Origin of the sequence: Serratia sp. N21D137 (assembly GCF_047530005.1) — a bacterium.
Lineage (GTDB): Bacteria > Pseudomonadota > Gammaproteobacteria > Enterobacterales > Enterobacteriaceae > Chania > Chania fonticola_B.
Genome location: NZ_JBLJAJ010000015.1, coordinates 24,354 through 49,634 on the forward strand (window position 1 = coordinate 24,354; position 25,281 = coordinate 49,634).

Annotated in this window: 24 protein-coding genes; 13 read left to right on the plus strand and 11 right to left on the minus strand. The window is 52.9% G+C overall.

Annotated elements, in window-relative coordinates:
* The first annotated feature begins 223 nt into the window (after positions 1-223).
* On the plus strand, positions 224-808 hold the full coding sequence (locus tag ACMV5H_RS13465) for a thymidine kinase (RefSeq protein WP_021806600.1): 585 nt from the start codon (positions 224-226) through the stop codon (positions 806-808).
* Positions 809-972: 164 nt separating this feature from the next.
* On the opposite strand, the gene adhE is transcribed toward ACMV5H_RS13465, so the two are convergent.
* Positions 973-3,648, minus strand: a complete 2,676-nt coding sequence (adhE, locus tag ACMV5H_RS13470; protein WP_021806599.1) for a bifunctional acetaldehyde-CoA/alcohol dehydrogenase — start codon at positions 3,646-3,648, stop codon at positions 973-975.
* A gap of 519 nt (positions 3,649-4,167) precedes the next feature.
* Between adhE and ACMV5H_RS13475 the strand changes: the two genes are divergently transcribed.
* From ACMV5H_RS13475 to oppF, 7 genes are all read left to right on the plus strand, one after another.
* The gene (locus ACMV5H_RS13475; protein ID WP_021181228.1) at positions 4,168-4,812 is read left to right on the plus strand and encodes a YchE family NAAT transporter; all 645 of its coding nucleotides are present in this window, start codon (positions 4,168-4,170) and stop codon (positions 4,810-4,812) included.
* A gap of 680 nt (positions 4,813-5,492) precedes the next feature.
* Positions 5,493-7,130, plus strand: a complete 1,638-nt coding sequence (locus ACMV5H_RS13480) for an ABC transporter substrate-binding protein (RefSeq protein WP_414821972.1) — start codon at positions 5,493-5,495, stop codon at positions 7,128-7,130.
* A 152-nt stretch (positions 7,131-7,282) separates the two neighbouring features.
* Positions 7,283-8,920 (plus strand): oligopeptide ABC transporter substrate-binding protein OppA, encoded by a 1,638-nt coding sequence (gene oppA / locus ACMV5H_RS13485; RefSeq protein ID WP_414821973.1) that lies wholly within the window; start codon positions 7,283-7,285, stop codon positions 8,918-8,920.
* An 82-nt stretch (positions 8,921-9,002) separates the two neighbouring features.
* Positions 9,003-9,923 (plus strand): oligopeptide ABC transporter permease OppB, encoded by a 921-nt coding sequence (gene oppB / locus ACMV5H_RS13490; RefSeq protein ID WP_021181231.1) that lies wholly within the window; start codon positions 9,003-9,005, stop codon positions 9,921-9,923.
* Between the two features lie 15 nt (positions 9,924-9,938).
* Positions 9,939-10,844: an oligopeptide ABC transporter permease OppC gene (gene oppC / locus ACMV5H_RS13495; RefSeq protein ID WP_021181232.1), complete on the plus strand. Its 906-nt coding sequence runs from the start codon at positions 9,939-9,941 to the stop codon at positions 10,842-10,844.
* A gap of 11 nt (positions 10,845-10,855) precedes the next feature.
* On the plus strand, positions 10,856-11,848 hold the full coding sequence (locus ACMV5H_RS13500) for an ABC transporter ATP-binding protein (RefSeq protein WP_021806595.1): 993 nt from the start codon (positions 10,856-10,858) through the stop codon (positions 11,846-11,848).
* Positions 11,845-12,843: a murein tripeptide/oligopeptide ABC transporter ATP binding protein OppF gene (oppF, locus tag ACMV5H_RS13505; RefSeq protein ID WP_414821974.1), complete on the plus strand. Its 999-nt coding sequence runs from the start codon at positions 11,845-11,847 to the stop codon at positions 12,841-12,843. Before ACMV5H_RS13500 ends, oppF begins: the two co-directional genes overlap by 4 nt.
* A gap of 60 nt (positions 12,844-12,903) precedes the next feature.
* On the opposite strand, the gene ACMV5H_RS13510 is transcribed toward oppF, so the two are convergent.
* Together ACMV5H_RS13510 and cls are read right to left on the minus strand one after the other, a co-directional pair.
* Positions 12,904-13,227 carry an HI1450 family dsDNA-mimic protein gene (locus tag ACMV5H_RS13510; protein WP_021181235.1) on the minus strand — a complete coding sequence of 108 codons (324 nt, stop codon included), beginning with the start codon at positions 13,225-13,227 and terminating at the stop codon, positions 12,904-12,906.
* Between the two features lie 56 nt (positions 13,228-13,283).
* Positions 13,284-14,744, minus strand: a complete 1,461-nt coding sequence (cls, locus tag ACMV5H_RS13515) for a cardiolipin synthase (RefSeq protein WP_021806594.1) — start codon at positions 14,742-14,744, stop codon at positions 13,284-13,286.
* Between the two features lie 236 nt (positions 14,745-14,980).
* Here cls and ACMV5H_RS13520 point away from each other — a divergent pair, with 236 nt between their 5' ends.
* On the plus strand, positions 14,981-15,157 hold the full coding sequence (locus ACMV5H_RS13520; protein ID WP_004945296.1) for a YciY family protein: 177 nt from the start codon (positions 14,981-14,983) through the stop codon (positions 15,155-15,157).
* A 48-nt stretch (positions 15,158-15,205) separates the two neighbouring features.
* Here the strand turns inward: ACMV5H_RS13520 and ACMV5H_RS13525 are convergent, their stop codons facing one another.
* Both ACMV5H_RS13525 and ACMV5H_RS13530 read right to left on the minus strand, forming a co-directional pair.
* Entirely contained in the window at positions 15,206-15,697 is a 492-nt protein-coding gene (locus tag ACMV5H_RS13525; protein WP_021181236.1) for a Dps family protein, read from the minus strand.
* A gap of 214 nt (positions 15,698-15,911) precedes the next feature.
* The gene (locus ACMV5H_RS13530) at positions 15,912-17,396 is read right to left on the minus strand and encodes an MFS transporter (RefSeq protein ID WP_414821975.1); all 1,485 of its coding nucleotides are present in this window, start codon (positions 17,394-17,396) and stop codon (positions 15,912-15,914) included.
* Between the two features lie 121 nt (positions 17,397-17,517).
* Between ACMV5H_RS13530 and ACMV5H_RS13535 the strand changes: the two genes are divergently transcribed.
* Positions 17,518-18,075, plus strand: coding sequence for a TetR/AcrR family transcriptional regulator (locus ACMV5H_RS13535; protein WP_115158860.1), 558 nt, complete (start codon positions 17,518-17,520; stop codon positions 18,073-18,075).
* A gap of 116 nt (positions 18,076-18,191) precedes the next feature.
* Here ACMV5H_RS13535 and ACMV5H_RS13540 read toward each other — a convergent pair whose 3' ends face one another.
* Positions 18,192-18,488 (minus strand): YciI family protein, encoded by a 297-nt coding sequence (locus tag ACMV5H_RS13540; protein ID WP_021806591.1) that lies wholly within the window; start codon positions 18,486-18,488, stop codon positions 18,192-18,194.
* A 318-nt stretch (positions 18,489-18,806) separates the two neighbouring features.
* On the opposite strand from ACMV5H_RS13540, the gene tonB reads away from it, so the two are divergent.
* A complete protein-coding gene (tonB, locus tag ACMV5H_RS13545; RefSeq protein ID WP_115158861.1) occupies positions 18,807-19,553 on the plus strand; it encodes a TonB system transport protein TonB in 747 nt (248 codons plus the stop codon).
* A 48-nt stretch (positions 19,554-19,601) separates the two neighbouring features.
* On the opposite strand, the gene yciA is transcribed toward tonB, so the two are convergent.
* The gene (yciA, locus tag ACMV5H_RS13550) at positions 19,602-20,024 is read right to left on the minus strand and encodes an acyl-CoA thioester hydrolase YciA (RefSeq protein ID WP_021181241.1); all 423 of its coding nucleotides are present in this window, start codon (positions 20,022-20,024) and stop codon (positions 19,602-19,604) included.
* Positions 20,024-20,563: a septation protein A gene (locus tag ACMV5H_RS13555; protein WP_021181242.1), complete on the minus strand. Its 540-nt coding sequence runs from the start codon at positions 20,561-20,563 to the stop codon at positions 20,024-20,026. The genes yciA and ACMV5H_RS13555 overlap by 1 nt, the downstream gene beginning before the upstream one ends.
* Positions 20,564-20,785: 222 nt before the next feature.
* On the opposite strand from ACMV5H_RS13555, the gene ACMV5H_RS13560 reads away from it, so the two are divergent.
* On the plus strand, positions 20,786-22,489 hold the full coding sequence (locus ACMV5H_RS13560) for a SulP family inorganic anion transporter (protein WP_059200958.1): 1,704 nt from the start codon (positions 20,786-20,788) through the stop codon (positions 22,487-22,489).
* Positions 22,490-22,538: 49 nt separating this feature from the next.
* On the opposite strand, the gene ACMV5H_RS13565 is transcribed toward ACMV5H_RS13560, so the two are convergent.
* Together ACMV5H_RS13565 and ACMV5H_RS13570 are read right to left on the minus strand one after the other, a co-directional pair.
* Entirely contained in the window at positions 22,539-23,333 is a 795-nt protein-coding gene (locus ACMV5H_RS13565) for a YciC family protein (protein WP_039996069.1), read from the minus strand.
* A gap of 41 nt (positions 23,334-23,374) precedes the next feature.
* Positions 23,375-23,815: a YkgJ family cysteine cluster protein gene (locus ACMV5H_RS13570; protein ID WP_024529249.1), complete on the minus strand. Its 441-nt coding sequence runs from the start codon at positions 23,813-23,815 to the stop codon at positions 23,375-23,377.
* A gap of 295 nt (positions 23,816-24,110) precedes the next feature.
* Between ACMV5H_RS13570 and ompW the strand changes: the two genes are divergently transcribed.
* On the plus strand, positions 24,111-24,752 hold the full coding sequence (ompW, locus tag ACMV5H_RS13575; RefSeq protein ID WP_021806586.1) for an outer membrane protein OmpW: 642 nt from the start codon (positions 24,111-24,113) through the stop codon (positions 24,750-24,752).
* Positions 24,753-24,794: 42 nt separating this feature from the next.
* Here ompW and ACMV5H_RS13580 read toward each other — a convergent pair whose 3' ends face one another.
* Positions 24,795-25,109: a BON domain-containing protein gene (locus tag ACMV5H_RS13580; protein WP_021806585.1), complete on the minus strand. Its 315-nt coding sequence runs from the start codon at positions 25,107-25,109 to the stop codon at positions 24,795-24,797.
* Positions 25,110-25,281: the final 172 nt, after the last annotated feature.

The following is a 25,281-nucleotide window of genomic DNA, read 5'->3' on the forward strand; positions in this document are numbered from 1 at the left end:
TACACTGTCAACCTGCACCTTCCGACAGTATATACCCGTCGTCTTTCAGGCCGCAGCGTTGTTAACCGCAACAGACTCATCAACCGGGGGCGAATATATTCTCCCTTATTGGCAAGGGCGCAGTGAAGCGCGCCAGCTAGACCAGATGATGAGTCAGCGGGGGGCTCAGCTACAACCAGAAAGTCTTAGGGTATATATTTTAAACCATTGGAGTCGCGGCCACATGGCTCAGCTTTATTTTTATTATTCCGCTATGAACGCGGGGAAATCGACGGCACTGTTACAATCTTCATATAATTATCAAGAACGTGGTATGCGCACGCTGGTGTTCACCGCGGAAATCGACCACCGCTTCGGCGTGGGCAAAGTGAGTTCGCGGATTGGGTTGTCGTCGCAGGCACAGCTTTATAATAACGCCACCCAGCTGTATGCCATGATTAATCAGGAACATCAGCAGCAGCCCGTGCATTGCGTGCTGGTGGATGAGAGCCAGTTTCTGACCAAAGAGCAGGTTGAAGAACTTTGCGAGGTGGTCGACCAACTGGATATTCCTGTGCTGTGTTATGGCTTACGTACGGATTTTCTTGGGGAACTGTTTGTTGGCAGCCATCATCTGCTGGCCTGGGCCGATAAACTGGTCGAACTGAAGACCATTTGTCATTGCGGGCGTAAGGCCAATATGGTGCTACGCCTGGGGGACGATGGCAAGGCGATGCATATGGGGGAGCAGGTGGTGATCGGGGGTAACGAAAGCTATGTTTCGGTATGCCGCAAACACTACAAGGAAGCGATCAAGACCCCAGAGTGATATTGCGCCAGAAGCGCCGCAGAAGGCCTATGCGGCGTTTTTGAATGCGGCCCTGTGGGGTAGGGTAGTATCGTTGTCAAAATCGTGTGGTGCTCATTGGGAACAATTTGTCTCACGCATAAAAAAACCCGCCTTTCGGCGGGTTTTGACCATTCAGAGAACGGTTATTTCTTGGACTTTTTTTCCGCTTTGGCTGCAACTGGTGCCGCAACTACCGCCTCTTCTTCAGTCGCTTCGCTGAATTCACGACCGTAGAAGGTATCCATCAAGATTTGCTTGAGTTCGGCAATCAGCGGATAACGTGGGTTAGCACCGGTACATTGGTCATCAAACGCATCTTCAGACAGTTTGTCGACCTTGGCCAGGAAGTCGGCTTCCTGTACGCCAGCTTCGCGGATCGAGGTTGGAATACCCAGCTCTGCCTTGATTTCGTCCAGCCATTTCAGCAGTTTTTCGATCTTCTGCGCGGTACGGTCACCGGCAGCGCTCAGGCCGAGGTGGTCTGCGATTTCCGCGTAGCGACGACGAGCCTGAGGGCGGTCATACTGGCTGAAGGCGGTCTGCTTGGTCGGGTTGTCGTTGGCGTTATAACGGATAACGTTAGAGATCAACATGGCGTTAGCCAGGCCGTGCGGGATGTGGAACTCAGAACCCAGTTTGTGGGCCATTGAGTGACAGACACCCAGGAAGGCGTTGGCAAACGCGATACCGGCGATGGTAGCGGCGTTGTGTACACGCTCACGAGCAACCGGGTTTTTCGCCCCTTCGTGATAGCTGGCTGGCAGATATTCTTTCAGCAGTTTCAGCGCTTGCAGCGCCTGACCGTCGGAATATTCGTTAGCCAGTACGGAAACGTAGGCTTCCAGGGCGTGAGTGACCGCATCCAGCCCGCCGAAGGCGCACAGGGATTTAGGCATGTTCATCACCAGGTTGGCATCGACAATCGCCATGTCCGGGGTCAGAGCATAGTCAGCCAGTGGGTATTTCTGGCCGGTGGCGTCATCGGTTACTACCGCAAACGGCGTGACTTCTGAACCGGTACCTGAAGTGGTGGTGACGGCGATCATTTTCGCTTTCACGCCCATTTTCGGGAACTTGTAGATACGCTTACGGATGTCCATAAAGCGCAGCGCCAGATCTTCGAAGTGGGTTTCAGGATGTTCGTACAGCACCCACATGATTTTCGCGGCGTCCATTGGTGAACCGCCACCCAGCGCGATGATCACGTCTGGTTTGAAGGAGTTCATCTGCTCGGCACCTTTACGTACGATGCTCAGCGTTGGGTCAGCTTCAACCTCAAAGAACACTTCAGTTTCAATACCGTGCGATTTCAGAACCTTGGTGATCTGATCGGCATAGCCGTTATTGAACAGGTAGCGGTCGGTAACGATGAAGGCACGTTTTGCCCCGTCGGTAGCCACTTCTTCCAGCGCGATTGGCAGTGAGCCACGGCGGAAGTAGATTGATTTCGGAAGTTTGTGCCACAACATGTTTTCTGCTCGCTTCGCTACAGTTTTCTTGTTGATCAAATGTTTTGGACCGACGTTTTCAGAGATGGAGTTACCACCCCAGGAACCGCAGCCCAACGTCAGTGACGGAGCGAGTTTAAAGTTGTACAGGTCACCGATACCCCCCTGAGAAGCCGGGGTGTTGATCAGAATACGTGCGGTTTTCATTTTGTCGCCAAAATATTCCACGCGTGCAGTCTGGTTATCTTGATCGGTGTACAGACAAGAGGTGTGACCGATACCGCCCATGGCGACCAGTTTCTCGGCTTTGCTGACGGCGTCTTCAAAGTCTTTGGCCCGGTACATCGCCAGGGTAGGCGACAGTTTTTCGTGAGCAAACGGCTCAGATTCGTCAACCAGCTTCACTTCACCAATCAGGATTTTGGTGTTGGCTGGCACTTTGATACCGGCCATTTCAGCGATTTTTGGTGCAGACTGGCCAACGATAGCGGCGTTCAGACCACCGTTTTTCAGGATGATGTCCTGAACGGCTTTCAGCTCTTTGCCCTGCAGCATGTAGCCGCCGTGGGAAGCGAAGCGTGCGCGCACTGCATCGTATGCGGAATCTACCACAATCACGGACTGTTCAGACGCACAGATCACACCGCTGTCAAAGGTTTTTGACATCAGGATAGAAGCAACAACGCGTTTGATGTCGGCAGTTTCATCGACGACAACTGGAGTGTTACCGGCACCAACACCGATAGCGGGTTTACCAGAGCTGTAAGCAGCTTTAACCATGCCTGGGCCACCGGTTGCCAGGATCAGGTTGATGTCTGGGTGATGCATCAACTGATTGGACAGTTCCACCGTTGGCTGGTCGATCCAACCGACGATGTCTTTCGGCGCGCCAGCAGCAATGGCAGCCTGCAACACGATATCTGCGGCTTTGTTGGTGGCGTTCTTGGCACGTGGGTGCGGAGAGAAGATAATGCCGTTACGGGTTTTCAGGCTGATCAGCGCTTTGAAGATCGCGGTAGAAGTTGGGTTGGTGGTTGGCACGATACCGCAAATCAGGCCAATTGGCTCTGCAATGGTGATGGTACCGAAAGTGTCGTCTTCGGAGAGGATCCCGCAGGTCTTTTCGTCTTTATAGGCGTTATAGATGTATTCGGAAGCGAAGTGGTTTTTGATGACTTTGTCTTCAACGATACCCATGCCTGATTCTTCAACGGCCATTTTAGCCAGAGGAATACGGGCATCTGCGGCGGCGAGGGCAGCGGCGCGGAAGATCTTATCAACTTGCTCTTGTGAGAAGTTGGCATACTCGCGCTGGGCTTTTTTGACACGTGCAACTAGCTCGTTCAATTCAGCGACATTCGTTACAGCCATGATGCTCTCCTGATAAATGTTAAACTCTTTCAGTAAATAAGCCGTTCGAGGAACTAGTATAGACATCTGTCAGGAAGGCGTCTGTTAGATCATGAGACTTTTCCCGCAGTTAGCGACCCATACTGCTGATTTACTTAAAGAGCTTTACCAAGTGCAAGTTGGTAGTAGGCAAGCGAGACAGAAATCGGTATCCATACCTCGTACTCCCTTTTGACTACGACTAAGAGCTTAACTATTCCTGAGTAGATATTTTGTGATGTACATCATAAAAATCGCAAGCTGACACCTTTCAGCTGGTGTTTGTTGAGAGTAATTATCAACAATGTGCTTGACGATGACGCGATGATACTTGATAACAGCATGCAACACACAAAGCATTAACAATAGCGAATTGTTTTGTAACATTCTGTTGGGGTAGGGAAAAATGCTGGTCGAGTGGATGGATTAGCTGGCGCAATTCCATTACATTAGCGCGCATCGGCAGTGTCTCTTTATACAGCTATTTATGCGGAGTTTTTCGTGGGCCAATCTCTGTTGGATTTTTCCGGCTACATCAAGTTCTTTGTCGGCCTGTTTGCGCTGGTCAACCCGGTAGGTATTCTGCCGGTGTTTATCAGTATGACCAGCTATCAGGCCGAGGTCGGGCGTAACAAAACCAACCTGACGGCTAACCTGTCGGTGGCGATTATTTTGTGGACCTCGCTGTTCCTGGGCGAGGGTATATTGCGTATGTTTGGTATCTCCATCGATTCTTTCCGTATTGCTGGCGGCATTCTGGTGGTGACCATCGCCATGTCGATGATCAGCGGCAAGCTGGGTGAAGACAAACAGAACAAGCAGGAAAAGTCAGAGAGTGCGATCCGTGAAAGCATCGGGGTCGTTCCCTTGGCGCTGCCGCTGATGGCCGGGCCGGGAGCCATCAGTTCCACCATAGTCTGGAGCTCTCGTTACCACAGCTGGCAGAACCTGTTAGGTTTTACCGTGGCAATCGCCTTGTTCGCTTTCTGTTGTTGGCTATTGTTCCGGGCAGCTCCGCTGCTGGTGCGTCTGCTGGGGCAAACCGGCATCAACGTCATTACCCGTATCATGGGGTTGTTGTTGATGGCGCTGGGGATCGAATTTATTGTCACCGGCATCAAAGCCATTTTTCCTGGGTTGTTATAACCTTAATAAAGCCGCGGATAATCCTGTTTGCGGCTTAAGTTATTTTTAATTTTTCAAATTATCCCAGCTGATGCATTATTAAAGTGCATAACCTGCCTGCTTTTTATTCTATTGCCCCACCCTGTGGCACAAATCTCACTTTATCGGTTGATAAAGCACCAAGATGTTATTTTCTCCACTTTTAAAAACCACGTGACGGGGGTTTTTGTCTCCCTATGGGTAAAATTGTTGTTAATTTAATCACATCATTCTGTAGGGCTTGTCTCCGTTTCACACAGGTGTTATTAGTGATTAACCACGGATAGGCAGGTGTTTATTCTCTGAACGGCATTTTTGTTAACTGAATGTTTCTTTTGAGTGGTTTTTTTCATCCGTGAAGAAAAGGTTAAAAATGAAACTGTTACTTATCCAGTAAAATCATGGTGTTAATCGGTTTGCGGGCAGGTGGGAAGGCTAGGTGTCTGTAGGGCCATGGGATAATAAAAGAGAAATGCTTAACATTTCTGTAAAAATTATTAGCTATGAATTTTTGCTTCTGCTAATTTCCGAGCAACTCGTTGGAAAGAAAAATCTTATCTTTGGCGCGCCAAGTAGGAATGATTTTTGCTGGTATCCGTATATTTAGCCCGCTTGATAACTATTTCACAATTATTGCTTAGCCGTGAAAAGGAGCCTGTAGTATGCCGCAAACCACGAAGCATCAACCGTTGGCCGTTATCATCGCCGCCGTGTTGGGGATGAGCGCCAGCCAAAACCTGCAGGCCGTTGAGGTTCCGGCCGGGGTGCAATTGGCACCACTGCAGCGCATGGTGATCAACAACGGTTCAGAAGTCGCTTCATTGGATCCGCATAAGGTCGAAGGAACGCCTGAAAGCAATATTATCCTCAACCTGCTTGAAGGGTTGGTCAGCACCGATGCCAATGGTCATCTGGCCCCTGCAGTGGCGGAAAACTGGGAAAATACCGATTACCAGACGTGGACGTTCCACCTGCGTCCAGGGGCGGTATGGAGTGATGGCTCTCCGGTCACCGCGCAGGACTTCGTATACAGCTGGCAGCGGCTGGCGGATCCCAAGACCGGTTCCCCTTATGCCAGCTATCTGCAATACGCCCGAATTGAGAATATTGACGCTATTCTTGCCGGTAAAAAACCGCCTGAATCGCTTGGCGTAAGCGCAATTGATGATAAAACGTTGAGGGTGACGCTCAGCGAGCCGGTGCCCTATTTTGTCAGCATGCTGTCCCATACCTCAATGAAACCGGTGAAACAGTCCGTGGTTGAGAAATTTGGCGATAAGTGGACACTGCCACAAAACTACGTGGGCAACGGGGCATATCGCTTATCCGAGTGGGTCGTCAATGAACACATCATGCTCGAACGCAGCCCGAGCTACTGGAATAACAGCAAGACGGTAATCGAGCAGGCCACGTTCCTGCCGTTGTCTTCAGAAGTCAGCGATATTAACCGCTACCGCAGCGGTGAAATCGATATTACCAATAGTGCCATCCCGCCGAATCTGTATGCCAAAATGAAGCGTGAGATCCCGGAACAGTTGCACGTTAACCCTTACCTGTGCACCTTCTATTACGAGATCAACAATCAGCGTGCGCCGTTTACCGACGAGCGCGTACGTGCGGCAGTCAAGTTGACGCTGGATCGCGACATTATTGCCAACAAGATCATGGGCCAGGGCCAAATCCCGGCCTACAGCTTTACGCCAACCTTTACCGAGGGGGGCAACTTCAGCCAGCCAGAATGGGCTGGGTGGACGCAGGAAAAACGCAACGAAGAAGCGAAGAAACTGCTGGCGCAGGCCGGGTTCACCGCTGAGAAACCGCTCAAGTTTACCTTGTTGTACAACACCTCCGATCAAAATAAACAGCAGGCCATCGCTGCTGCCTCAATGTGGAAGAAGAACCTCGGCGCACAGGTCACATTGCAAAATCAGGAATGGAAAACCTCGCTGCAGAGCCGCCATGAAGGGCAGTTTGATGTGGCCCGTGCCACCTGGTGCGGCGATTACAACGAACCGAGCGCGTTTCTGAATATGCTGCTTTCCAACAGCAGCAATAACACATTCTTCTATAAAAGCTCGGCGTTCGATGCGCTGATGGCCAGCACCCTGCAAGCACCGGACGCCGCTGCACGAGGGGCCATTTATCAGCAGGCGGAGACCTTGCTGGACAAAGATTCTGCGTTGGTCCCGGTTTATTATCGGGTCAGTGCGCGGCTGGTCAAACCTACGGTTGGCGGTTTCACCGGCAAAGATCCGCAAGACTATATCGATCTGAAAAACTTTTACATCATCAAACAGTAATGAAGGGTGTTACCGGCGGTGATAGCAGCCGGTAATACAAAGGAAAGGCAGCGTCGTTTCGTTCCACGACGTCCAGCCAAAGCAACCCCCGGTTAACGGGCAACGCAGCTCCCACGACGGAGTTGTGATAATAAAAACTGGAGTTTAACCACATGACCAACATCACGAAGAAGTCCCTGCTGGCAGCAGGCATTATTGCGGCGCTAGGCTTGACGGTGGCAGGAACTGCTTTTGCGGCCGATGTGCCAGCGGGCGTTCAGCTGGCAGACAAGCAGGAAATCGTCAAGAACAACGGTTCCGAAGTACAATCCCTTGACCCGCACAAGATCGAAGGCGTGCCTGAAAACAACGTCACTCGCGATCTGATTGAAGGTCTGGCAAATAACAGCCTGGACGGTTCAGTGGTGCCGGGTGTCGCAGAAAGCTGGGATAACAAAGATTTTAAAGTGTGGACCTTCCACCTGCGTAAAGACGCCAAATGGTCGAACGGTGAGCCGGTAACGGCACAAGATTTCGTGTATAGCTGGCAGCGTTTGGTTGACCCGAAAACCGCCTCACCTTATGCCAGCTATCTGCAATATGCTCATGTAGAAAACGTGGATGACATCATCGCGGGTAAGAAAGACAAATCGACGTTGGGCGTCAAGGCCATCGACGATCATACCTTCCAGGTGACGCTGACCGAGCCGGTGCCGTATCTGGTAGAGATGACTCCGCACTACGCCATGAAGCCGGTGAATAAAGAAGCGGTAGAGAAGTTTGGTGAGAAATGGACCCTGCCAGAGAACTACGTCAGCAACGGCGCATACAAGCTGAAAGACTGGGTAGTTAACGAACGTATCGTGCTGGAACGTAACCCGCAATACTGGGATAACGCCAAAACCATCATTAACAAAGTCACCTTCTTGCCGATCGCGTCAGAAGTCACCGACGTCAACCGCTACCGCACCGGTGAAATCGACATGACCTATAACAACATGCCGATCGAACTGTTCCAGAAGCTGAAGAAAGAGATCCCGAACGAAGTGCACGTCGATCCTTACCTGTGTACTTATTACTATGAAATCAACAACCAGAAAGCACCGTTCACCGATGCTCGCGTACGTGAAGCGCTGAAGCTGGGGATGGATCGCGATATCATCGTCAACAAGGTGAAGAACCAGGGCGACCTGCCAGCTTACAGCTTTACTCCTCCTTACACCGACGGTGCCAAGTTGACCCCGCCAGAGTGGTTTGGCTGGACGCAGGAAAAGCGTAACGAAGAAGCCAAGAAACTGCTGGCTGAAGCGGGTTATGGCCCAGGTAAACCGCTGACCTTCTCGCTGCTGTACAACACTTCCGATCTGCACAAGAAACTGGCCATAGCCGCTGCGTCTATCTGGAAGAAAAACCTGGGTGCGGACGTGAAGCTGGTAAACCAGGAGTGGAAAACCTTCCTGGATACCCGCCATCAGGGCACCTATGACGTGTCACGTGCTGGCTGGTGTGCGGACTACAACGAACCAAGCTCCTTCCTGAACATGATGCTGTCCGACAGCAGCAGTAACACCCCGCACTATAAGAGCGCAGAATTCGACAAGCTGATGGGCAACGTCTTGACGGCGAAAACCAAAGAAGAGCGTGCCGATCTGTATCAGAAAGCCGAAGTTCAGCTGGATAAAGACTCTGCCATCGTTCCGCTTTATTACTATGTGAATGCTCGCCTGGTGAAACCTTACGTGGGTGGTTACTCAGGCAAAGATCCACTGGATAACGTTTACGACAAAAACCTGTACATCATCAAACATTGATGCGGCAAGGGCTGGCGGCACAGGTCGTCGGCCCATTTCAAGACAATAAGCCGTTATCAGGCTGAAGCACAGGGCTAGGGCAATGCTTAAATTTATCTTTCGTCGCCTGTTAGAGGCGATCCCGACACTATTTATACTCATCACCATCTCTTTCTTTATGATGCGCCTCGCACCCGGCAGCCCGTTTACCGGTGAGCGCGCGCTGCCACCCGAAGTGTTGGCCAACATTGAAGCCAAATATCACCTTAACGATCCGATCTGGAAACAATACGGGCACTATTTGGTGCAGCTGTCGCAGGGCGATTTTGGCCCTTCATTCAAATACAAAGATTATTCGGTTAATGACCTGGTCAAGGCCTCGTTCCCCGTTTCAGCCAAACTGGGTTTTGCCGCTTTTGTTCTGGCGGTGGTGCTGGGAGTGAGCGCAGGGGTTATTGCCGCGTTGAATCAGAACACCAAGTGGGACTATACGGTGATGGGGTTCGCCATGACCGGTGTGGTGATCCCCAGCTTTGTCGTGGCCCCCTTACTGGTGCTGATTTTCGCCATTACCTTGAAGTGGTTGCCCGGTGGGGGCTGGAACGGTGGGGCGCTGAAGTTCATGATCCTGCCGATGGTGGCGCTGTCTTTGGCATATATCGCCAGCATCGCGCGTATCACCCGTGGCTCGATGATTGAGGTGCTGCACTCCAACTTTATCCGTACCGCCCGTGCCAAAGGTTTGCCGATGCGCCGCATCATTCTGCGCCACGCATTAAAACCTGCGCTGCTGCCGGTGCTGTCGTATATGGGGCCAGCGTTTGTTGGGATTATCACCGGTTCGATGGTGATTGAGACTATTTACGGCCTGCCAGGAATTGGTCAACTGTTCGTTAACGGTGCATTGAACCGTGACTATTCGCTGGTGTTGAGCCTGACCATTCTGGTCGGCGGCTTGACCATCCTGTTTAACGCGATCGTCGACGTGCTATATGCCGTGATCGATCCGAAAATCCGTTACTAAGCTGGAGCACGCAAGATGTTGACGAAAAAGAACAGCGAAGCTCTGGAAAACTTCAGCGAACAGCTGGAAGTTGAAGGGCGCAGTCTTTGGCAGGACGCTCGCCGCCGCTTTATGCACAACCGTGCGGCGGTGACCAGCCTGTTTGTGTTAGCGCTGATCACCCTGTTTGTGATCTGTGCCCCCTGGCTGTCGCAGTTTGCTTATGATGACACCGATTGGGCCATGATGTCTGCCGCGCCTAACCTGGAGTCCGGGCACTATTTCGGTACCGATTCCTCAGGGCGTGACCTGCTGGTGCGCGTGGCCATTGGTGGGCGTATCTCGCTGATGGTGGGGGTTGCTGCGGCGCTGGTGGCCGTGGTATTGGGCACCTTGTACGGTTCACTTTCTGGCTATCTGGGCGGCAAGACCGACTCGGTGATGATGCGTTTGCTGGAGATCCTGAACTCCTTCCCGTTTATGTTCTTTGTGATCCTGCTGGTGACCTTCTTTGGGCAAAACATCCTGCTGATCTTTGTGGCGATCGGCATGGTGTCGTGGCTGGATATGGCGCGTATTGTGCGCGGGCAGACGCTCAGCCTGAAACGTAAAGAGTTTATCGAAGCAGCGCTGGTGTGCGGCGTATCGACTCGCAATATCGTCCTGCGGCATATCGTGCCAAATGTACTGGGCGTGGTGGTGGTATACGCCTCGCTGCTGGTGCCGAGCATGATCCTGTTTGAATCCTTCCTCAGCTTCCTGGGGCTAGGTACTCAGGAGCCGTTGAGCAGTTGGGGCGCATTGTTGAGCGATGGCGCCAACTCAATGGAAGTATCACCGTGGTTGCTGCTGTTCCCAGCCTGTTTCCTGGTTATCACTCTGTTTTGTTTCAACTTTATCGGCGATGGCCTGCGTGATGCCCTCGACCCGAAAGATCGTTAAGGAGTGCAACCATGAGCATTAATTCTCAACCACAAGACGGACTGCTGCTGGACGTCAAAGATCTGCGAGTGACGTTCGGTACGCCAGACGGCGATGTTACCGCGGTGAACGATCTCAACTTCGATCTGCGCGCGGGTGAAACCCTGGGCATCGTCGGGGAGTCGGGTTCCGGCAAGTCACAGACGGCATTTGCGTTGATGGGCCTGCTGGCCAGCAATGGCCGCATCGGTGGCTCGGCAAAATTCAACGGCCGTGAAATTCTCAATCTGCCAGAAAGCCAGCTCAACAAGCTGCGGGCCGAAGAGATCTCGATGATCTTCCAGGACCCGATGACTTCATTGAACCCTTATATGCGGGTTGGTGAGCAGCTGATGGAAGTGCTGATGCTGCATAAAAAAATGAGCAAAAGCGAGGCGTTTGAAGAATCGGTACGCATGCTGGATGCGGTCAAAATGCCGGAAGCCCGTAAGCGTATGCGGATGTATCCGCATGAGTTCTCCGGCGGGATGCGCCAGCGCGTGATGATCGCCATGGCGTTACTGTGTCGGCCAAAACTGCTGATTGCCGATGAGCCAACCACCGCGCTGGACGTTACCGTGCAGGCACAGATCATGACGCTGCTTAACGAACTGAAGCGTGAATTCAATACGGCGATCATCATGATCACCCATGATTTGGGCGTGGTTGCCGGGATCTGTAACAAAGTCTTGGTGATGTACGCTGGCCGCACCATGGAATACGGCAGCGCCCGCGATGTGTTTTATCATCCGAGCCACCCATATTCTATCGGGCTGCTCAATGCGGTGCCGCGTCTGGATGCTGAAGGTGAAGCGTTGATGACCATCCCTGGTAATCCGCCGAACCTGCTGCGTTTGCCGAAAGGCTGTCCGTTCCAGCCGCGTTGTCCGCATGCGATGGAGCAGTGCGCGAGTGCTCCGCCATTGGAGCAGTTTGGTGAGGGGCGCCTGCGCGCCTGTTTCAAGCCGGTGGAGGCGTTGGTATGACCGCAACCGATAAAAGAGTGCTGCTGGAAGTCGCAGACCTGAAAGTTCACTTCGATATTCATGATGACAAGCAGTGGTTCTGGCAGGCACCGGAAACCCTGAAGGCGGTTGACGGTGTCACCGTGCGCCTGTTTGAAGGCGAAACGCTAGGGGTGGTAGGGGAGTCAGGCTGCGGTAAATCCACCTTCGCACGGGCAATTATCGGCCTGGTGAAGGCGACCAGTGGCCGCGTTGCCTGGTTGGGCAAAGATCTGCTGGGCATGAGCGATGCCGACTGGCGCAAGACGCGCAGCGATATTCAGATGATTTTCCAGGATCCGTTGGCCTCGCTGAACCCGCGTATGACCATCGGTGAGATCATCGCCGAACCGCTGCGTACCTATAATCCGAAAATGCCGCGTCAGGAAGTGAAGGATAAGGTCAAAGCGATGATGTTGAAGGTGGGCCTGCTGCCGAACCTGATCAACCGTTATCCGCATGAATTCTCCGGCGGGCAGTGCCAGCGTATTGGCATCGCCCGCGCCTTGATCCTGGAGCCGAAACTGGTGATTTGTGATGAGCCGGTCTCCGCCCTGGACGTGTCTATCCAGGCGCAGGTGGTGAATCTGCTGCAGCAGTTGCAGCGTGAGATGGGGTTATCGCTAATCTTTATCGCCCACGATCTGGCAGTGGTCAAACACATTTCCGATCGGGTGCTGGTGATGTATCTGGGCCATGCGGTGGAGCTGGGAACCTATGATGAGGTCTATCATAACCCGCAGCATCCTTACACCAAGGCGCTGATGTCGGCGGTTCCGGTGCCGGATCCTGACAAGGAGAAGGAAAAGCAGATCCAACTGCTGGAAGGGGAACTGCCATCACCGATCAATCCGCCTTCGGGCTGTGTGTTCCGCACTCGTTGCCCGATTGCCGGGCCGGAGTGCGCTAAAACTCGCCCATTGCTGGAAGGCAGCTTCCGTCATGCGGTATCGTGCTTGAAAGTCGATCCGTTGTAATGTATTGATTAATAATAAAAAACCTGCCATTTGGCAGGTTTTTTTGTACCGTTCACCGGCTTATTCTTTCCACAAAATGTGGCACAGCTTGTTATCTTTCTCGCGGCAGATCAGCACGCGGGCAAAGACATCGTTGATAGGCTCGCCATCGCTGTCCGCCAGGCCGATCACCACCTCGGCAAAGAAGTCCGGATTCAGATCGTAATCCACGTGTTCCTGCCAGTCTTCTGCCGGATCGTACAGCTCGGCACCGCCGCGCTCTTCAAACTGTAAATTGAACAGCAGAATATCCGCGGGATCCAGATTGTCGCCTGCCAGCTCAAGGAAGATGTCGTAGGCTTGTTCCAGCGTTTCATCTTCGGTAAGGCGATTATTCAAGTCCATATAAAAATCCTGATAACAAATGATTTGAGGCTATTAAACCATGCTCGTTGCCGCTTTTACAGCAACGGGCTGAAAAAGTAAAACAGGCGTTCGACCAGACGGTGCCAGTACGGGCGCTTCAACCATTGCTCGGCATCCAGCAGCTGCGAGCGGGCGATGTAATCATCTTGCACACAGGCCAGATCGGCACCAAAGCCGCTGTCGTCAATCACCAGGGTGATCTCAAAGTTCAGCCACAGGCTGCGCATATCCAGATTGACCGTGCCGACCAGGCTGAGCTGGCCATCGACCAACACGCTCTTGGTGTGCAACAGCCCGCCTTCAAACTGATAAATCTTCACGCCCGCTTCCAGCAGCTCCGAGAAGAAGGCACGGCTGGCCCAGCGCACCATCATTGAATCGTTGTCGCGTGGAACGATAATGCTGACGTCAACGCCACGCAGCGCAGCCGTGCAGATGGCATGCAGCAGATCGTCGCTTGGTACCAGGTAGGGAGTGGTCATGATCAACTGCTCACGCGCGGAATAGACCGCCGTCAACAGCGCCTGATGGATCATCTCTTCCGGGAATCCCGGGCCAGAGGCAATAACCTGGATGGTGTGGCCGCTTTCCTGCTCAAACGGCATGATATTCACGTCTGGTGGCGGTGGCAAAATGCGTTTGCCGGTCTCAATCTCCCAGTCACAGGCGTAAACGATACCCATCGTGGTTGCCACCGGGCCTTCCATGCGTGCCATCAGGTCGATCCATTGACCAACCCCGGCATCTTGCTTGAAGAAGCGTGGATCGACCATATTCATACTGCCGGTGTAGGCGATGTAATTGTCGATCAGCACCACTTTGCGATGTTGCCTCAGGTCCATACGCCGCAGGAATACGCGGAACAGGTTCACCTTGAGTGACTCAACCACCTCAATACCGGCGTTACGCATCATGCTGGGATAAGGGCTGCGGAAGAACTGTACGCTGCCAGCCGAGTCCAGCATCAAACGGCAATGTACGCCACGGCGTGCGGCGGCCATCAATGATTCGGCGACCTGATCGACCAGCCCACCTGGCTGCCAGATGTAAAACACCATCTCGATATTATGGCGTGCCAGTTCGATATCCCGCACCAGGGCATTCATCGTTGAATCGGTGGTCGTCAGCAACTGTAGCTGGTTGCCTTTGACGCCATCAATCCCTTGGCGGTGGTGGCAAAGCTGGAACAGCGGGCGGGCCACTTCACTGTACTCGGTAGCAAAAATCCGGCTGCTTCCTTTAAGCTCATTCAGCCAGCGAGCGGTTGAGGGCCACATGGCTTTGGCTCTCTCTGCGCGGCGCTTGCCCAGGTGCAGTTCGCCAAAGGATAAATAAGCGACGATACCGACCAAGGGCAGAATATAGATCACCAGCAGCCAGGCCATGGCCGAAGGCACGGTGCGTCGTTTCATCAGAATACGCAATGTGACCCCGGCGATAAGCAGCCAGTAGCCAAACACCAAAAGCCAACTAATTACGGTATAAAAGGTTGTCATAAAGGCAAAAATTTCCGTTGGTAAGCCACCAATAATGAGTGTACGCACAGAACAACAAAGGTGAAACCTTTTCTCGGTAGTTAAGTTACATAAAAATGATTGACCAAAGGAACTTGCTGAAAATAAAAACCGTACTTTTTGTCGTCTCTGATAGAGCTAATGTGGTGAAAGGGCGACTTGGATCGTACGTTGAAAGGGATATAATGCCCGCGGTTGGCATTGATGGGTAACGTAAAATGAGACGCAGTAGAAATGAAGTGGGCCGCTGGAGGATGTTACGGCAGAGCCAGCGGCGCAGGCACCGTTGGTTAGAGCGCCAGTCGTGCAGTAATCGGCATATCATTCGTGTTCGCCGTCGTTTGGACGATCAACACCGCAGAGCCTTATTGTTCGTTGTGGCTTACGAGTGGTAAAACAAGAACAGCCCGTTATGGGCTGTTCTGCTATTGGCTGGACCTGGGTTATTTACCCAGATAGGCGTTCAACATCCACACCTGTTTTTCCTGCTCTTTGATGTAATCGCTCATCAGCGAAGAGGTACCCTCGTCACCGGCCTCTGCGGCCAGCGTCAGCAGTTCGCGCTGCTGTTGCAACAAAATGGCGTAACCTTCCAGCAAGCCGCGCAGGGTGCCTTTATCGTCGGTGACATTGGTGTCTTCCTTGATATCCGCCGTTTTCAGATAGTCACTGAAGGCGTGGCGAGGCTGTGAACCCAGAGTCAGAATACGCTCTGCCAGTTCATCCACCTTGGTCAGCAGGTCATTGTAGGTTTCTTCAAACTTGACGTGCAGTTCAAAGAAGTGCGGGCCGGAAATATTCCAATGGTAGCCGCGCACGTTCATGTACAGCACCTGGTAGTTAGCCAGTAGGGCGTTCAGTGCTTCAGAGAGTTTTGCTGATTGTTTGGTGTCCAGGCCGATATGAGTCTTGGTCGCTTTCTTTGCCGTTGCCATAATAATCTTCTCCTGATTATTTGTTTCGATTATCTAGATTGATATCCATACAAAACAGGTTAACCGCATCTATCATAAGGTTAAAGTTGCTACTAAGCATCAATTCAATCGTTCAAACCAATTTACCCGCCATCTTTCAAGCTGCTTACATTCATCAATTTGCTAATCGGGTAGGGGCGCTGCATGCTGCGCCCACTTAACCTCATCGATTAAATTACACCTGCGCCCTTTTGCGCAAAGCAAATTTTAGCACACCGGCGCTCAGGCTGGTGAGCAATGCGGCGGCGATCAGCACGGCAATAAAGGCCTGATCAAAGGCGCCTCTAGCCAGCTGGATCAGCCTTTCTGCGCTGTCTGCGCCCATATTTCCGGCTAACCGTAGCGCCTCATCAATGCTGTCATATGCGAGATCGCCTGCAGGAAGATTGGCAGGCAATATCAGGCTGTGACTATAGACCGCCGTCATCAACCCGCCCAGCAGCGTGACGCCTAACACGCCACCCAACTCCCACGAGACGTCTTCAATGGCGGCGACCATGCCCGCCTTGTCTTCCGGGGCGTTGAGCATAATGGCCGTTGAGGCGGCTGTGATGGCACCGCCGAGGCCAAAGCCCACCACAAACAGGCAGACCAACTGCATAATGACGTTGCCTTGATACCACAGCGCGACACCCGCAATGCCTAAGGCGGTGAGAATAAAGCCGCCTACCAACATGGATCGCTCGCCATAACGCGGTAGCAAGGCCCCAGCCAACGGGCCAGCCAGAGCCGAGGCTACTGGAATGGGTAAAATAAACAACGCGGCCAGCAGCGGCGTCATGCCTAGCACCAACTGTAACCGCTGGCTTAACACCAGCTCGACCCCTATCAGCGCGATCATTGAAACGATCGCCACACCGACACCGCTGGCAAACAGCCGATTGCGGAACAGTGAGAAATCGATCATGGGGTATTGCGACCGCTGCTGACGGCGGACAAACAGCGTCAGGAACAGCATACCGAGCGCCGCCGCAATGGCGAAGTCACTCAGGGAGAACGCGGGTTTGCTCAGCTCTTTCAGCGCATAGATCGACGCCACCAGGCCGAACATGATCTGTAGCGAACTGATAAAGTCGCAGGGGCGTTGACTGTCTCCACCGCAACGAGGGATCAGATAGACCGCCAGCGGCAGAACCAGCATCACCACCGGCACGTTGATCAGAAATACCGAGCCCCACCAGAAATAGGACAGCAGAACGCCGCCTACCACCGGGCCAAGTGCGGCGGCGCCGGAGGCCACGGCGGCCCAGATGCCAATCGCCAGCGCACGTTCACGCTCATCGGTAAAGACGTGGCGCACAATGGATAGCGTGGCTGGCATCATCATCGCAGCCCCGATGGCCAGGAAAGCCCGTGACGCAATGAGCAGCTCGGCACTGGGGGAGAACGCGGCGCACAGTGAGGCCAAGGCAAAGACCGGCAAACCGGCGATAAACATTTTCTTGTGGCCAAGACGGTCGCTTAACATGCCAGCGCCGGGCAGCAGGCCAGCAACCACCAACGGGTAGGCGTTAACGATCCATAGCTTTTGTGAGGCTGTGGCATCCAATGCCTGGGTCAGGCGCGGCAACGCGGTGTAAAGCACCGTCATATCGGTAATGATTAAAAATAGCGCACTGGAGATCATTGCCAGGATCAGCCAGCGGTTTTGGGCGTGCATAAAGAGTATCCTAGTAAACCGATGACGCGGCTGCGTCACCTTACGGTAACCACCCGGTAGTACCGGTGGTATACTGCTATAATATAAATCCATACGTATGTATTGAAAAGGGGCTTTCTCAATGGGGCGTCAACGGAGTATCGATCGTGACAAGGTGCTGGATACCGCAGAAGAGATTGTGGCGACCCAAGGTGCGGCAGGGTTGACCATCGATTCGGTGGCTAAAGCCATGGGGATCTCCAAGGGGGGAGTGCAATATTGCTTTGGTAGCAAAGATGCGCTCATCGATGCGATGTTTGACCGTTGGGGTAAGGTTTATGAGCAGGTTTTTGACGATATCGCAGGCAGCGATCCGGACCCATTAACCATTGTCCAGGCGCATATGCAGGCTACCCGCAGTTCCGATCAGGCTTCCAGCGCCAAGGCGGCCGGGTTGATGGCGACGTTAATTCAGACGCCAGAACACCTGGACAGTACGCGAGAATGGTATCGCAGCCGCATAGCAGGTTTGGATCTGACTACCGAGGCGGGGAGAAAGGCGCGATTGGCCTTCCTGGCCACCGAGGGAGCCTTCATGCTGCGCTTCTTCGGCTTTATGGATATCACTCAGCAGGAATGGGAAGCGATGTTTACCGATCTGCAAAAGTGGGTTCTTAACGATACGGCTCACAATGGTTGACCTATTGCAGTGATAGATGGCGGTCACCTCGCTCGGCGAGTATGTTTAGCGAATAAAGATATTCCCTCGAAGAACCCACTTTTAGCCAGCCACCTCCGTGCTGGCTTTTTTTTTGCTTAAAATACCTGTTTGAAGGGTTTCACTGTGACTTCGCCGTATACGCCAGCGTCCACGTACGGGTCTTGTGCTGCCCAGGATTTTGCCGCCTCCAGCGAAGGGAACTCGGCGATCACGGTAGAACCGGTAAATCCAGCCTGGCCTGGATCGTTGCTATCGATAGCCGGGTTAGGGCCAGCGACTACCAACCGGCCTTCATCACGCAGTGCCTGCAGGCGAGCCAGATGGGCGGGGCGAACCGCCATACGCTGTTCCAGCGTGCCAGGTACGTCTTGTGCGTAGATCAGATAAAGCATATTTCACCTTTAAAATCATTGCCATACAACGGTAATCACAAAGTAGCGCAAAACCTGTGACAAGGGAATGCCAATCCAGATAAAAATTCATTACCGTGTTGAGGATAGCTGCGTGTGCTGCGATTGACGAGTGAGGGAACACATTGGTTAACAATCCGTATGAAAGCTCAATAAAAGGCTAATTAAACGTTAATATCCCTATGAGTTTGCTGGTTTTAGCGCCTAATGATGCCGATTAAAGCGATAGTTTGTCTTTCGTTATTGAATATGATTGCTATTTGCATTTAAACTTGGCGCACCAGAGGAAACAGAATCATTATGCCGCTAAACAAAATGTTCCTTATTCGCCGAATTTCCGTGCCAATTGTCCTCTCCGTTGGTTTGCACAGTGCCCTGGTGGCCGCCTTGCTCTACGCTTCCGTCAACGAAGTGTTGGAGCTGCCGAAGCAGGAAGATGCCCCTATCAGCGTAATGATGGTGAATATGACCGCGCTGGCAGAACCGCCACCGCCGGCTGCGGCGGAACCGGAGCCACAGGTAGAACCTGAGCCTGAGCCAGAACCAATCCCGGAGCCAGAGCCGCCACCGCCGGTACCGGTAGCCATCCCTAAACCGGAGCCGGAGAAACCCAAGCCGAAGCCAAAACCTAAGCCGAAGGTAGAGAAGCCGGTCAAGCGTGAAGTGAAGAAGACCGAACCGCGTGAACCTTCGCCGTTCGACAATCAATCCGAAGCCAAGCCGATCGACAAGGCACCGGTTAAACAGGCACCATCAGCACCCGCGCCGGGAACTTCCCGTGAGTTGGGGCCGAAAGCTCTGAGTATCGGCAAGCCGATGTATCCACCGCGCGCCCGGGCATTGCAGATCGAAGGCAAGGTCAAGGTTCAGTTCGATGTCGATAGCGACGGGCGGGTCACAAACGTGCGTATTCTGTCTGCGGAACCACGTAATATGTTCGAACGTGAAGTGAAGCAGGCAATGCGTAAATGGCGCTATGAAGCCAAAACCGCGCAGAACCTGACGAAGACCATCGTCTTCAAAATGGAAGGTTCGACGGTTGAGTAAGCAATAAAAAAGGTCGCATTTGCGACCTTTTTGCTATCTGACGTAGGCTTATTCGCCAACGCGGAAGTTCATCTTACCGTCTGGCAGGGCACGAGGGCTGCCGCCATCATCTACCGCTACATAGGTAAAGACCGCTTCCGTGGCACGGTAGCGCTGGCCGATCGGGGCAGAAGACACCTTCTTGACCCAAACTTCCACATTGATGGTAATGGAGCTGCGGCCACTGCGGATACAGTTAGCATAGCAGCACACCACGTCACCCACAGCGACCGGCTTGAGAAAGGTCATGCCGTCTACCCGCACGGTAACCACGCGCCCTTCGGCAATCTCTTTGGCCAGGATCGCGCCGCCGATGTCCATTTGCGACATCAGCCAGCCGCCAAAGATATCGCCGTTGGCATTGGTATCTGCCGGCATGGCCAGCGTGCGCAGCACCAGCTCACCGCTAGGCAAAGGTCGTTGTTCGGTCATTATTTCTTCTGCTCTTCTGGCATATGACGGTAAATATAGATACCGCTCAACAGGGTGAAGACCAGCGTCAGCACGGTCAGGCCGAATACCTTGAAGTTAACCCAAACGTCCTGCGGCATCCAGAATGCCACATAGATATTGGCCAAGCCGCAGGCCAGGAAGAACAGGGCCCAGGCAATGTTAAGGTGGTTCCAGACGCTGTCCGGCAGGGTCAGCTCTTTACCCAGCATGCGTTGGATCAGCGGCTTTTTCAGGATCAGCTGGCTGATCAGCAGCGCCAGGGCGAACAAGGTGTAGATGACAGTGACCTTCCATTTGATAAACAGGTCGTTGTGAAACACCAGAGTCAAGGTGCCGAATACGGCGACCATGGCAAAGGTGATCAGCGTCATCTTCTCAACCTTGCGATATTTCAGCCAGGTAAAGACCAATGCCAGGGCGGTGGCGACGATCAAGGCACCCGAGGCGACGTAGATATCGTAAAGCTTATAAAAGGCAAAAAAGACAATCAGGGGTAAAAAATCAAGAAACTGCTTCATAAATCAATCCATCATAGGTTCATCGGGCGACTATACCGGATTTGGCGCGCTCTGTGTATCGCACTAAAGGGCAGATTATCGGTGTTCGTCCGGTAGATTGCTGCTGTAAACGCCAGAATTTGCATAAACTTACGATTGTTACCCTCGGTTATTTGCAAGCGCTGGGTGTACCACGCATATTAAGCATAATAATAGCCGCATAATTTACCCTGGAAAATAGCTATGCAGTGGAAGTCTCTGCGGGCGTGGACGCCCGGTTTGACGCATTTGTTAGGATATGAACGCAGTTGGTTGAAGCCGGATATTCGAGCGGGCTTATCGGTCGCAGCAGTAGCTTTGCCGGTGGCGATCGCCTATGCCGAATTGGCCGGTGTCAGCCCGGTTGTCGGGCTTTACTCCTGTATTTTACCGATGATCGCCTATGCCATTTTTGGCTCGTCCCGGCAGTTGATTGTTGGGCCGGATGCGGCCACTTGTGCGGTGATCGCCGCCGTGGTGACTCCGCTGGCCGCAGGAAGTATGGAACTGCACTGGCAGCTCACCATCATGATGACCGCCATGACGGGGGCTTGGTGTCTGTTGGCCAGCCGCTTCCGGCTCGGGGCCTTGGCAGACCTGCTTTCGCGCCCGATCCTCAGCGGATTGCTGAACGGCGTAGCGGTGACCATCATTGTCGATCAGATCGGCAAAGTGCTGGGGTTCGGTACGCCACCGGCGCAGCTGATTGAACGTATTTATGCCTTGCCCGGTAACATTCTGCATAGCGATTGGCCGACGATGGGCATTTCATTGCTTACGCTGACAATGCTGGTGGGGGTTAAAAAATTGCGGCCTAACTGGCCTGCGCCGTTGTTTGCCATCGTGCTGGTCGCCTTCATCACCTGGGCGGCTAATTTGCAGCAGCACGGTATTATTACCGTAGGGGGCTTCAGCGGCATGCTGCCTATCGTTCAGTGGCCGGATTTTCAGCCGGGCTTACTGCGTGACATGGTGATACCGGCGCTCAACCTGGCGGTGGTCAGCTTTGTCAGCATGATGCTAACGGCGCGCAGCTTTGCGGCGAAAAATGGCTACGAGGTCAATGCCGATGCGGAGTTCCGTGCGCTGGGGCTGGTCAACATTGTTTCTGCGCTGTCGCAAGGGTTTGCCATCAGCGGGGCCGATTCGCGTACGGCGGTAAACGATGCCAACGGCGGCAAGAGCCAACTGGTATCAATTATTGCCGCCATCGTCATCGGCATTGTGCTGCTGTTCCTGACTTCTCCACTGCAATTTATTCCGGTAGCCGGATTAGGCGTGGTGCTGATGTACGCCGCCTGGTCGTTGATCGACATTCGCGGCATCTGGATCCTGCGCAAGCGCAATGCCCAGGCGTTCAGGCTGGCAGCCTTCACCTTCGTCAGCGTGCTGCTGGTGGGGGTGATCAGCGGCATTGGCTTGGCGGTATTGCTTGGCCTGATGCAGTTTCTGCGCACCGTGTTCCGCCCCACGGAGCAACTGCTGGGGGTCAATGAGGAAGGCATGATCCACTCAATGGGCAACAACAACGGGGTGAAGGCGGTGCAGGGCGTGATGATGTACCGCTTTAACTCCCCGCTGACCTATTTTAACGTGGCTTACTTCAAACGGCGCATCCTCAATCTGGTCGACAGTACGCCGTTCCAACCACGTTGGGTGGTAGTGGATGCGGTGGCCAGTTTTACCCATGCGGATATCAGCGTGCTGGCGGCCATTGACGAGTTAAAGCGTGACTTGTTACAGCGTAACGTTAAGCTGGTGTTGGCCGGACGGCGCACCGAGTTAACGCGCTGGTTCCGTATCAATCAGGTGGGGCGCGATAAGGATCTGATCCTGGTGCCCGACCTTTATCTGGCACTCAAGCTGATACAAAGTAAGGAACAGGCCGAACCGGGCACGGCACAGTAAATAAAAAGGGCACGCTAAAAGCGTGCCCTTAAACGTCAACCGACCCTATTTATCTTTTATCTAAGGACACGCCAGAAGTGGGCGCTGTGTCCCGCAGCAGCATATACAGCCGGAACAGATAAATCAGCAGTAAGGCAGAAACCAGGTTGCTTAATGCAGTCAGAACGATGCTGGCAACGTGTGGCGTCAACACCGACAAGTGGCTGACCATAAACAGCACCAGTAGTTTGGCCGCCAACCACAGCATCATCGCCGGTACGATCACCCGCGCGTTAGCAAAGGCCAGCTTGCAGCTCAGTTTCAGTGAGGCAAACATGCCTTTCCCATCGGCTACGGAAATCACCGGGGCCAACGAGAACGAGATCGCCATGATCACACCGGGCACGACAAACAGCGTCAGGCCAAGCTGGGTCAGCAAGGTGCAGACAAACAGCAGCAGCAGTAAACGCGGCAATAGCGGGGCAGATATCCCGATAGCCCGTAGCGCACTGGTACGCTGGCCTTCAGAAACCAGGCGGATCAGCGTCAACATGCCCCCCACCAGCAGCACGTTACCCACTAAAGCGGAAATCGTCGCGGCGGCGGACACTTTCAACAGCACCATCTGCTGTTCAGGCGTCATTTGCTGAATGATTTCCTGGATCCCCATGCCGGCACCGGCGTTGGAGGCCAGATCACTTTCCGTCGCGGTCAGGATCTTCAACTGCTCAATATCGGGGCTAAATGCCTGATTAAGCAGCACAGAAATGAATGCGGTCAGCAGTGCCAACAGCACAATGCTGGCAACCTGATTACGGAAAAAGTTAAAACTGTCACGGTACAACGTGTTGGCCGTAATTGGCATGCTTGGCATGCAGACTCCTTGGCGTCGGGAACGTAGTTAAATCAGTGGGCGATTGTACCCTGTTCCGCGCCGCTGTGGCACCCCGCGAATGGCACTGTGCTGATTTCTTGGGCGATTATGGTCTCTGACAATGATAATGGCAGGGGAACCGGCAAGGGCGGCAGGCCGTAGCGCTCACGGGCACGATCGCAGGCTTCATTGCGTAGGCCGTTTTCCCCGGATTGATCGAATTCGCGGCAGGGGCTGGGGCGATTGGGGTAGATCGAACAGGACACCGCCTGACCAATCTCACCTACCAGCGAGGTGCAGCGTGGTGACTTGCTGTTGGTCCCTTGCATACAGCGCAGAAAGGGGCTCAAGGGTTCAGTTAAGGATATAGGTACCACGCCGCCGCCATCTTCCGCTTCGGCCCAATAGAATGATACTCGAAAATAGCCGCAGCAGGCGCCGCAGCTGGTGCAGGGATTTTGAATTTCGCTCATCTTGATTGCCACCGACTCCTTACCGGCCCAACCAAAACCAACAGGAATAATGAAATTACGCAGTGGCATTTTTTTTAGCAACTTTTTTCGGTAACAGAAATTCAAACATGCATCATATTTGCAACAAAGGGCGTTTATTGATTCAGATCAATTATCGATTTATTAACACCTTAGGTGGCTTTGTTTTTGGTGGGATTTTAAATTTTTACACTTAAGATGTGATCTCGATGGGATCATAAATACCTGTTAATAGGTATATTCATCGGGACTGTAAACCACACAAATGGAATGGATAATGAAAAAGACAACTCTGGTGGTGTTAGGGGCTCTGATGGCTCCTATGGTAGCAAGCGCGCATCAAGCGGGTGATTTCCTGTTCCGTGCAGGGACTGCAACAGTTCGTCCTAATGCAGGTTCGGACAACGTTTTAGGCCAAGGATCGTTCAACGCCAATAACAACACCCAATTGGGTCTGACTTTTGGCTATATGGTGACGGACAATATCGGCGTCGAGTTACTGGCTGCAACGCCGTTCCGCCATAAAGTTTCTCTGGGTGGCCCAGCGGTCAACGGGGATATTGCAACCGTTCGTCAACTGCCACCAACGCTGATGGCGCAGTACTACTTTGGCGACAAGCAAGACAAGCTGCGTCCATACCTGGGGATCGGTGTGAACTACACCATGTTCTTCGACGAGAAATTCAACGACAACGGCAAGGATGCGGGTTTAAGCAACCTGGATCTGAAAAATTCCTGGGGCGTAGCCGGGCAGGCGGGTCTGGATTACAACCTGGATGAGCACTGGATGTTGAACATGTCGCTTTGGTGGATGAATATCGAAACCAAGGTACGCTTCGACGCTGGCGATCAACATCAGAGTATTGACACTCGTCTGGACCCATTTGTCTTTATGTTTGGTGCAGGCTACCGCTTCTAAGCCAGCAGTAAAGGAGGCGCTGTTCGGCGCCTCCCTCTTTAGTTATTTAATGCGCATATCATTTTCGACAGATTTAACCCCTGCCACGCCGCGAGTCACCTGAACGGCGCGATTGGCATCGGCGCTAGAGCTGACGAAACCGCTTAACTGAACCTTGCCTTTAAAGGTCTCGACGCTAATCTCGGTGGATTTGATGGTTTTATCCGCCAGCAGTGCTGACTTCACCTTGGTAGTGATGACCGTATCGTCAATATAACCGCCAGTCCCTTCTGATTTTGCCGTTGGAGCACAGGCAGAAACTGCCATCGCCAAAATAGCTGCCATGCACAGCGCCGAAAGGGTTTTAAATAGCTTCATAAATGACTCTCCTTGCAAATGTTATTGTTGAAATTAAACGCTGATTTCAATCAGCTAACGAAATCGTATGCACTGAGCCACTGAATATTTAGCGGCAAATATGATTGTGGGGCAGGTTGCTGGTTTGTTCAAATTGTTTGCAAAAATATCTTTGGCAAGAATGAGGCTAAAC

Excerpts from the sequence above, each read along its gene's own strand:
- ACMV5H_RS13500 (WP_021806595.1), top strand. The coding sequence starts at position 10,856 with ATGAGCATTAATTCTCAACCACAAGACGGACTGCTGCTGGACGTCAAA.
- ACMV5H_RS13535 (WP_115158860.1), top strand. The coding sequence starts at position 17,518 with ATGGGGCGTCAACGGAGTATCGATCGTGACAAGGTGCTGGATACCGCA.
- ACMV5H_RS13465 (WP_021806600.1), top strand. The coding sequence starts at position 224 with ATGGCTCAGCTTTATTTTTATTATTCCGCTATGAACGCGGGGAAATCG.
- cls (WP_021806594.1), bottom strand. The coding sequence starts at position 14,744 with ATGACAACCTTTTATACCGTAATTAGTTGGCTTTTGGTGTTTGGCTAC.
- oppC (WP_021181232.1), top strand. The coding sequence starts at position 9,939 with ATGTTGACGAAAAAGAACAGCGAAGCTCTGGAAAACTTCAGCGAACAG.
- ACMV5H_RS13525 (WP_021181236.1), bottom strand. The coding sequence starts at position 15,697 with ATGGCAACGGCAAAGAAAGCGACCAAGACTCATATCGGCCTGGACACC.
- ACMV5H_RS13565 (WP_039996069.1), bottom strand. The coding sequence starts at position 23,333 with ATGCCAATTACGGCCAACACGTTGTACCGTGACAGTTTTAACTTTTTC.
- ACMV5H_RS13570 (WP_024529249.1), bottom strand. The coding sequence starts at position 23,815 with ATGAGCGAAATTCAAAATCCCTGCACCAGCTGCGGCGCCTGCTGCGGC.
- adhE (WP_021806599.1), bottom strand. The coding sequence starts at position 3,648 with ATGGCTGTAACGAATGTCGCTGAATTGAACGAGCTAGTTGCACGTGTC.
- oppB (WP_021181231.1), top strand. The coding sequence starts at position 9,003 with ATGCTTAAATTTATCTTTCGTCGCCTGTTAGAGGCGATCCCGACACTA.
- ACMV5H_RS13510 (WP_021181235.1), bottom strand. The coding sequence starts at position 13,227 with ATGGACTTGAATAATCGCCTTACCGAAGATGAAACGCTGGAACAAGCC.
- ACMV5H_RS13555 (WP_021181242.1), bottom strand. The coding sequence starts at position 20,563 with ATGAAGCAGTTTCTTGATTTTTTACCCCTGATTGTCTTTTTTGCCTTT.
- ACMV5H_RS13540 (WP_021806591.1), bottom strand. The coding sequence starts at position 18,488 with ATGCTTTATCTGATCTACGCACAAGACGTACCTGGCACGCTGGAACAG.
- ACMV5H_RS13520 (WP_004945296.1), top strand. The coding sequence starts at position 14,981 with ATGAGACGCAGTAGAAATGAAGTGGGCCGCTGGAGGATGTTACGGCAG.
- yciA (WP_021181241.1), bottom strand. The coding sequence starts at position 20,024 with ATGACCGAACAACGACCTTTGCCTAGCGGTGAGCTGGTGCTGCGCACG.
- ACMV5H_RS13480 (WP_414821972.1), top strand. The coding sequence starts at position 5,493 with ATGCCGCAAACCACGAAGCATCAACCGTTGGCCGTTATCATCGCCGCC.
- oppA (WP_414821973.1), top strand. The coding sequence starts at position 7,283 with ATGACCAACATCACGAAGAAGTCCCTGCTGGCAGCAGGCATTATTGCG.
- ACMV5H_RS13580 (WP_021806585.1), bottom strand. The coding sequence starts at position 25,109 with ATGAAGCTATTTAAAACCCTTTCGGCGCTGTGCATGGCAGCTATTTTG.
- ACMV5H_RS13560 (WP_059200958.1), top strand. The coding sequence starts at position 20,786 with ATGCAGTGGAAGTCTCTGCGGGCGTGGACGCCCGGTTTGACGCATTTG.
- ACMV5H_RS13530 (WP_414821975.1), bottom strand. The coding sequence starts at position 17,396 with ATGCACGCCCAAAACCGCTGGCTGATCCTGGCAATGATCTCCAGTGCG.
- oppF (WP_414821974.1), top strand. The coding sequence starts at position 11,845 with ATGACCGCAACCGATAAAAGAGTGCTGCTGGAAGTCGCAGACCTGAAA.
- ompW (WP_021806586.1), top strand. The coding sequence starts at position 24,111 with ATGAAAAAGACAACTCTGGTGGTGTTAGGGGCTCTGATGGCTCCTATG.
- tonB (WP_115158861.1), top strand. The coding sequence starts at position 18,807 with ATGCCGCTAAACAAAATGTTCCTTATTCGCCGAATTTCCGTGCCAATT.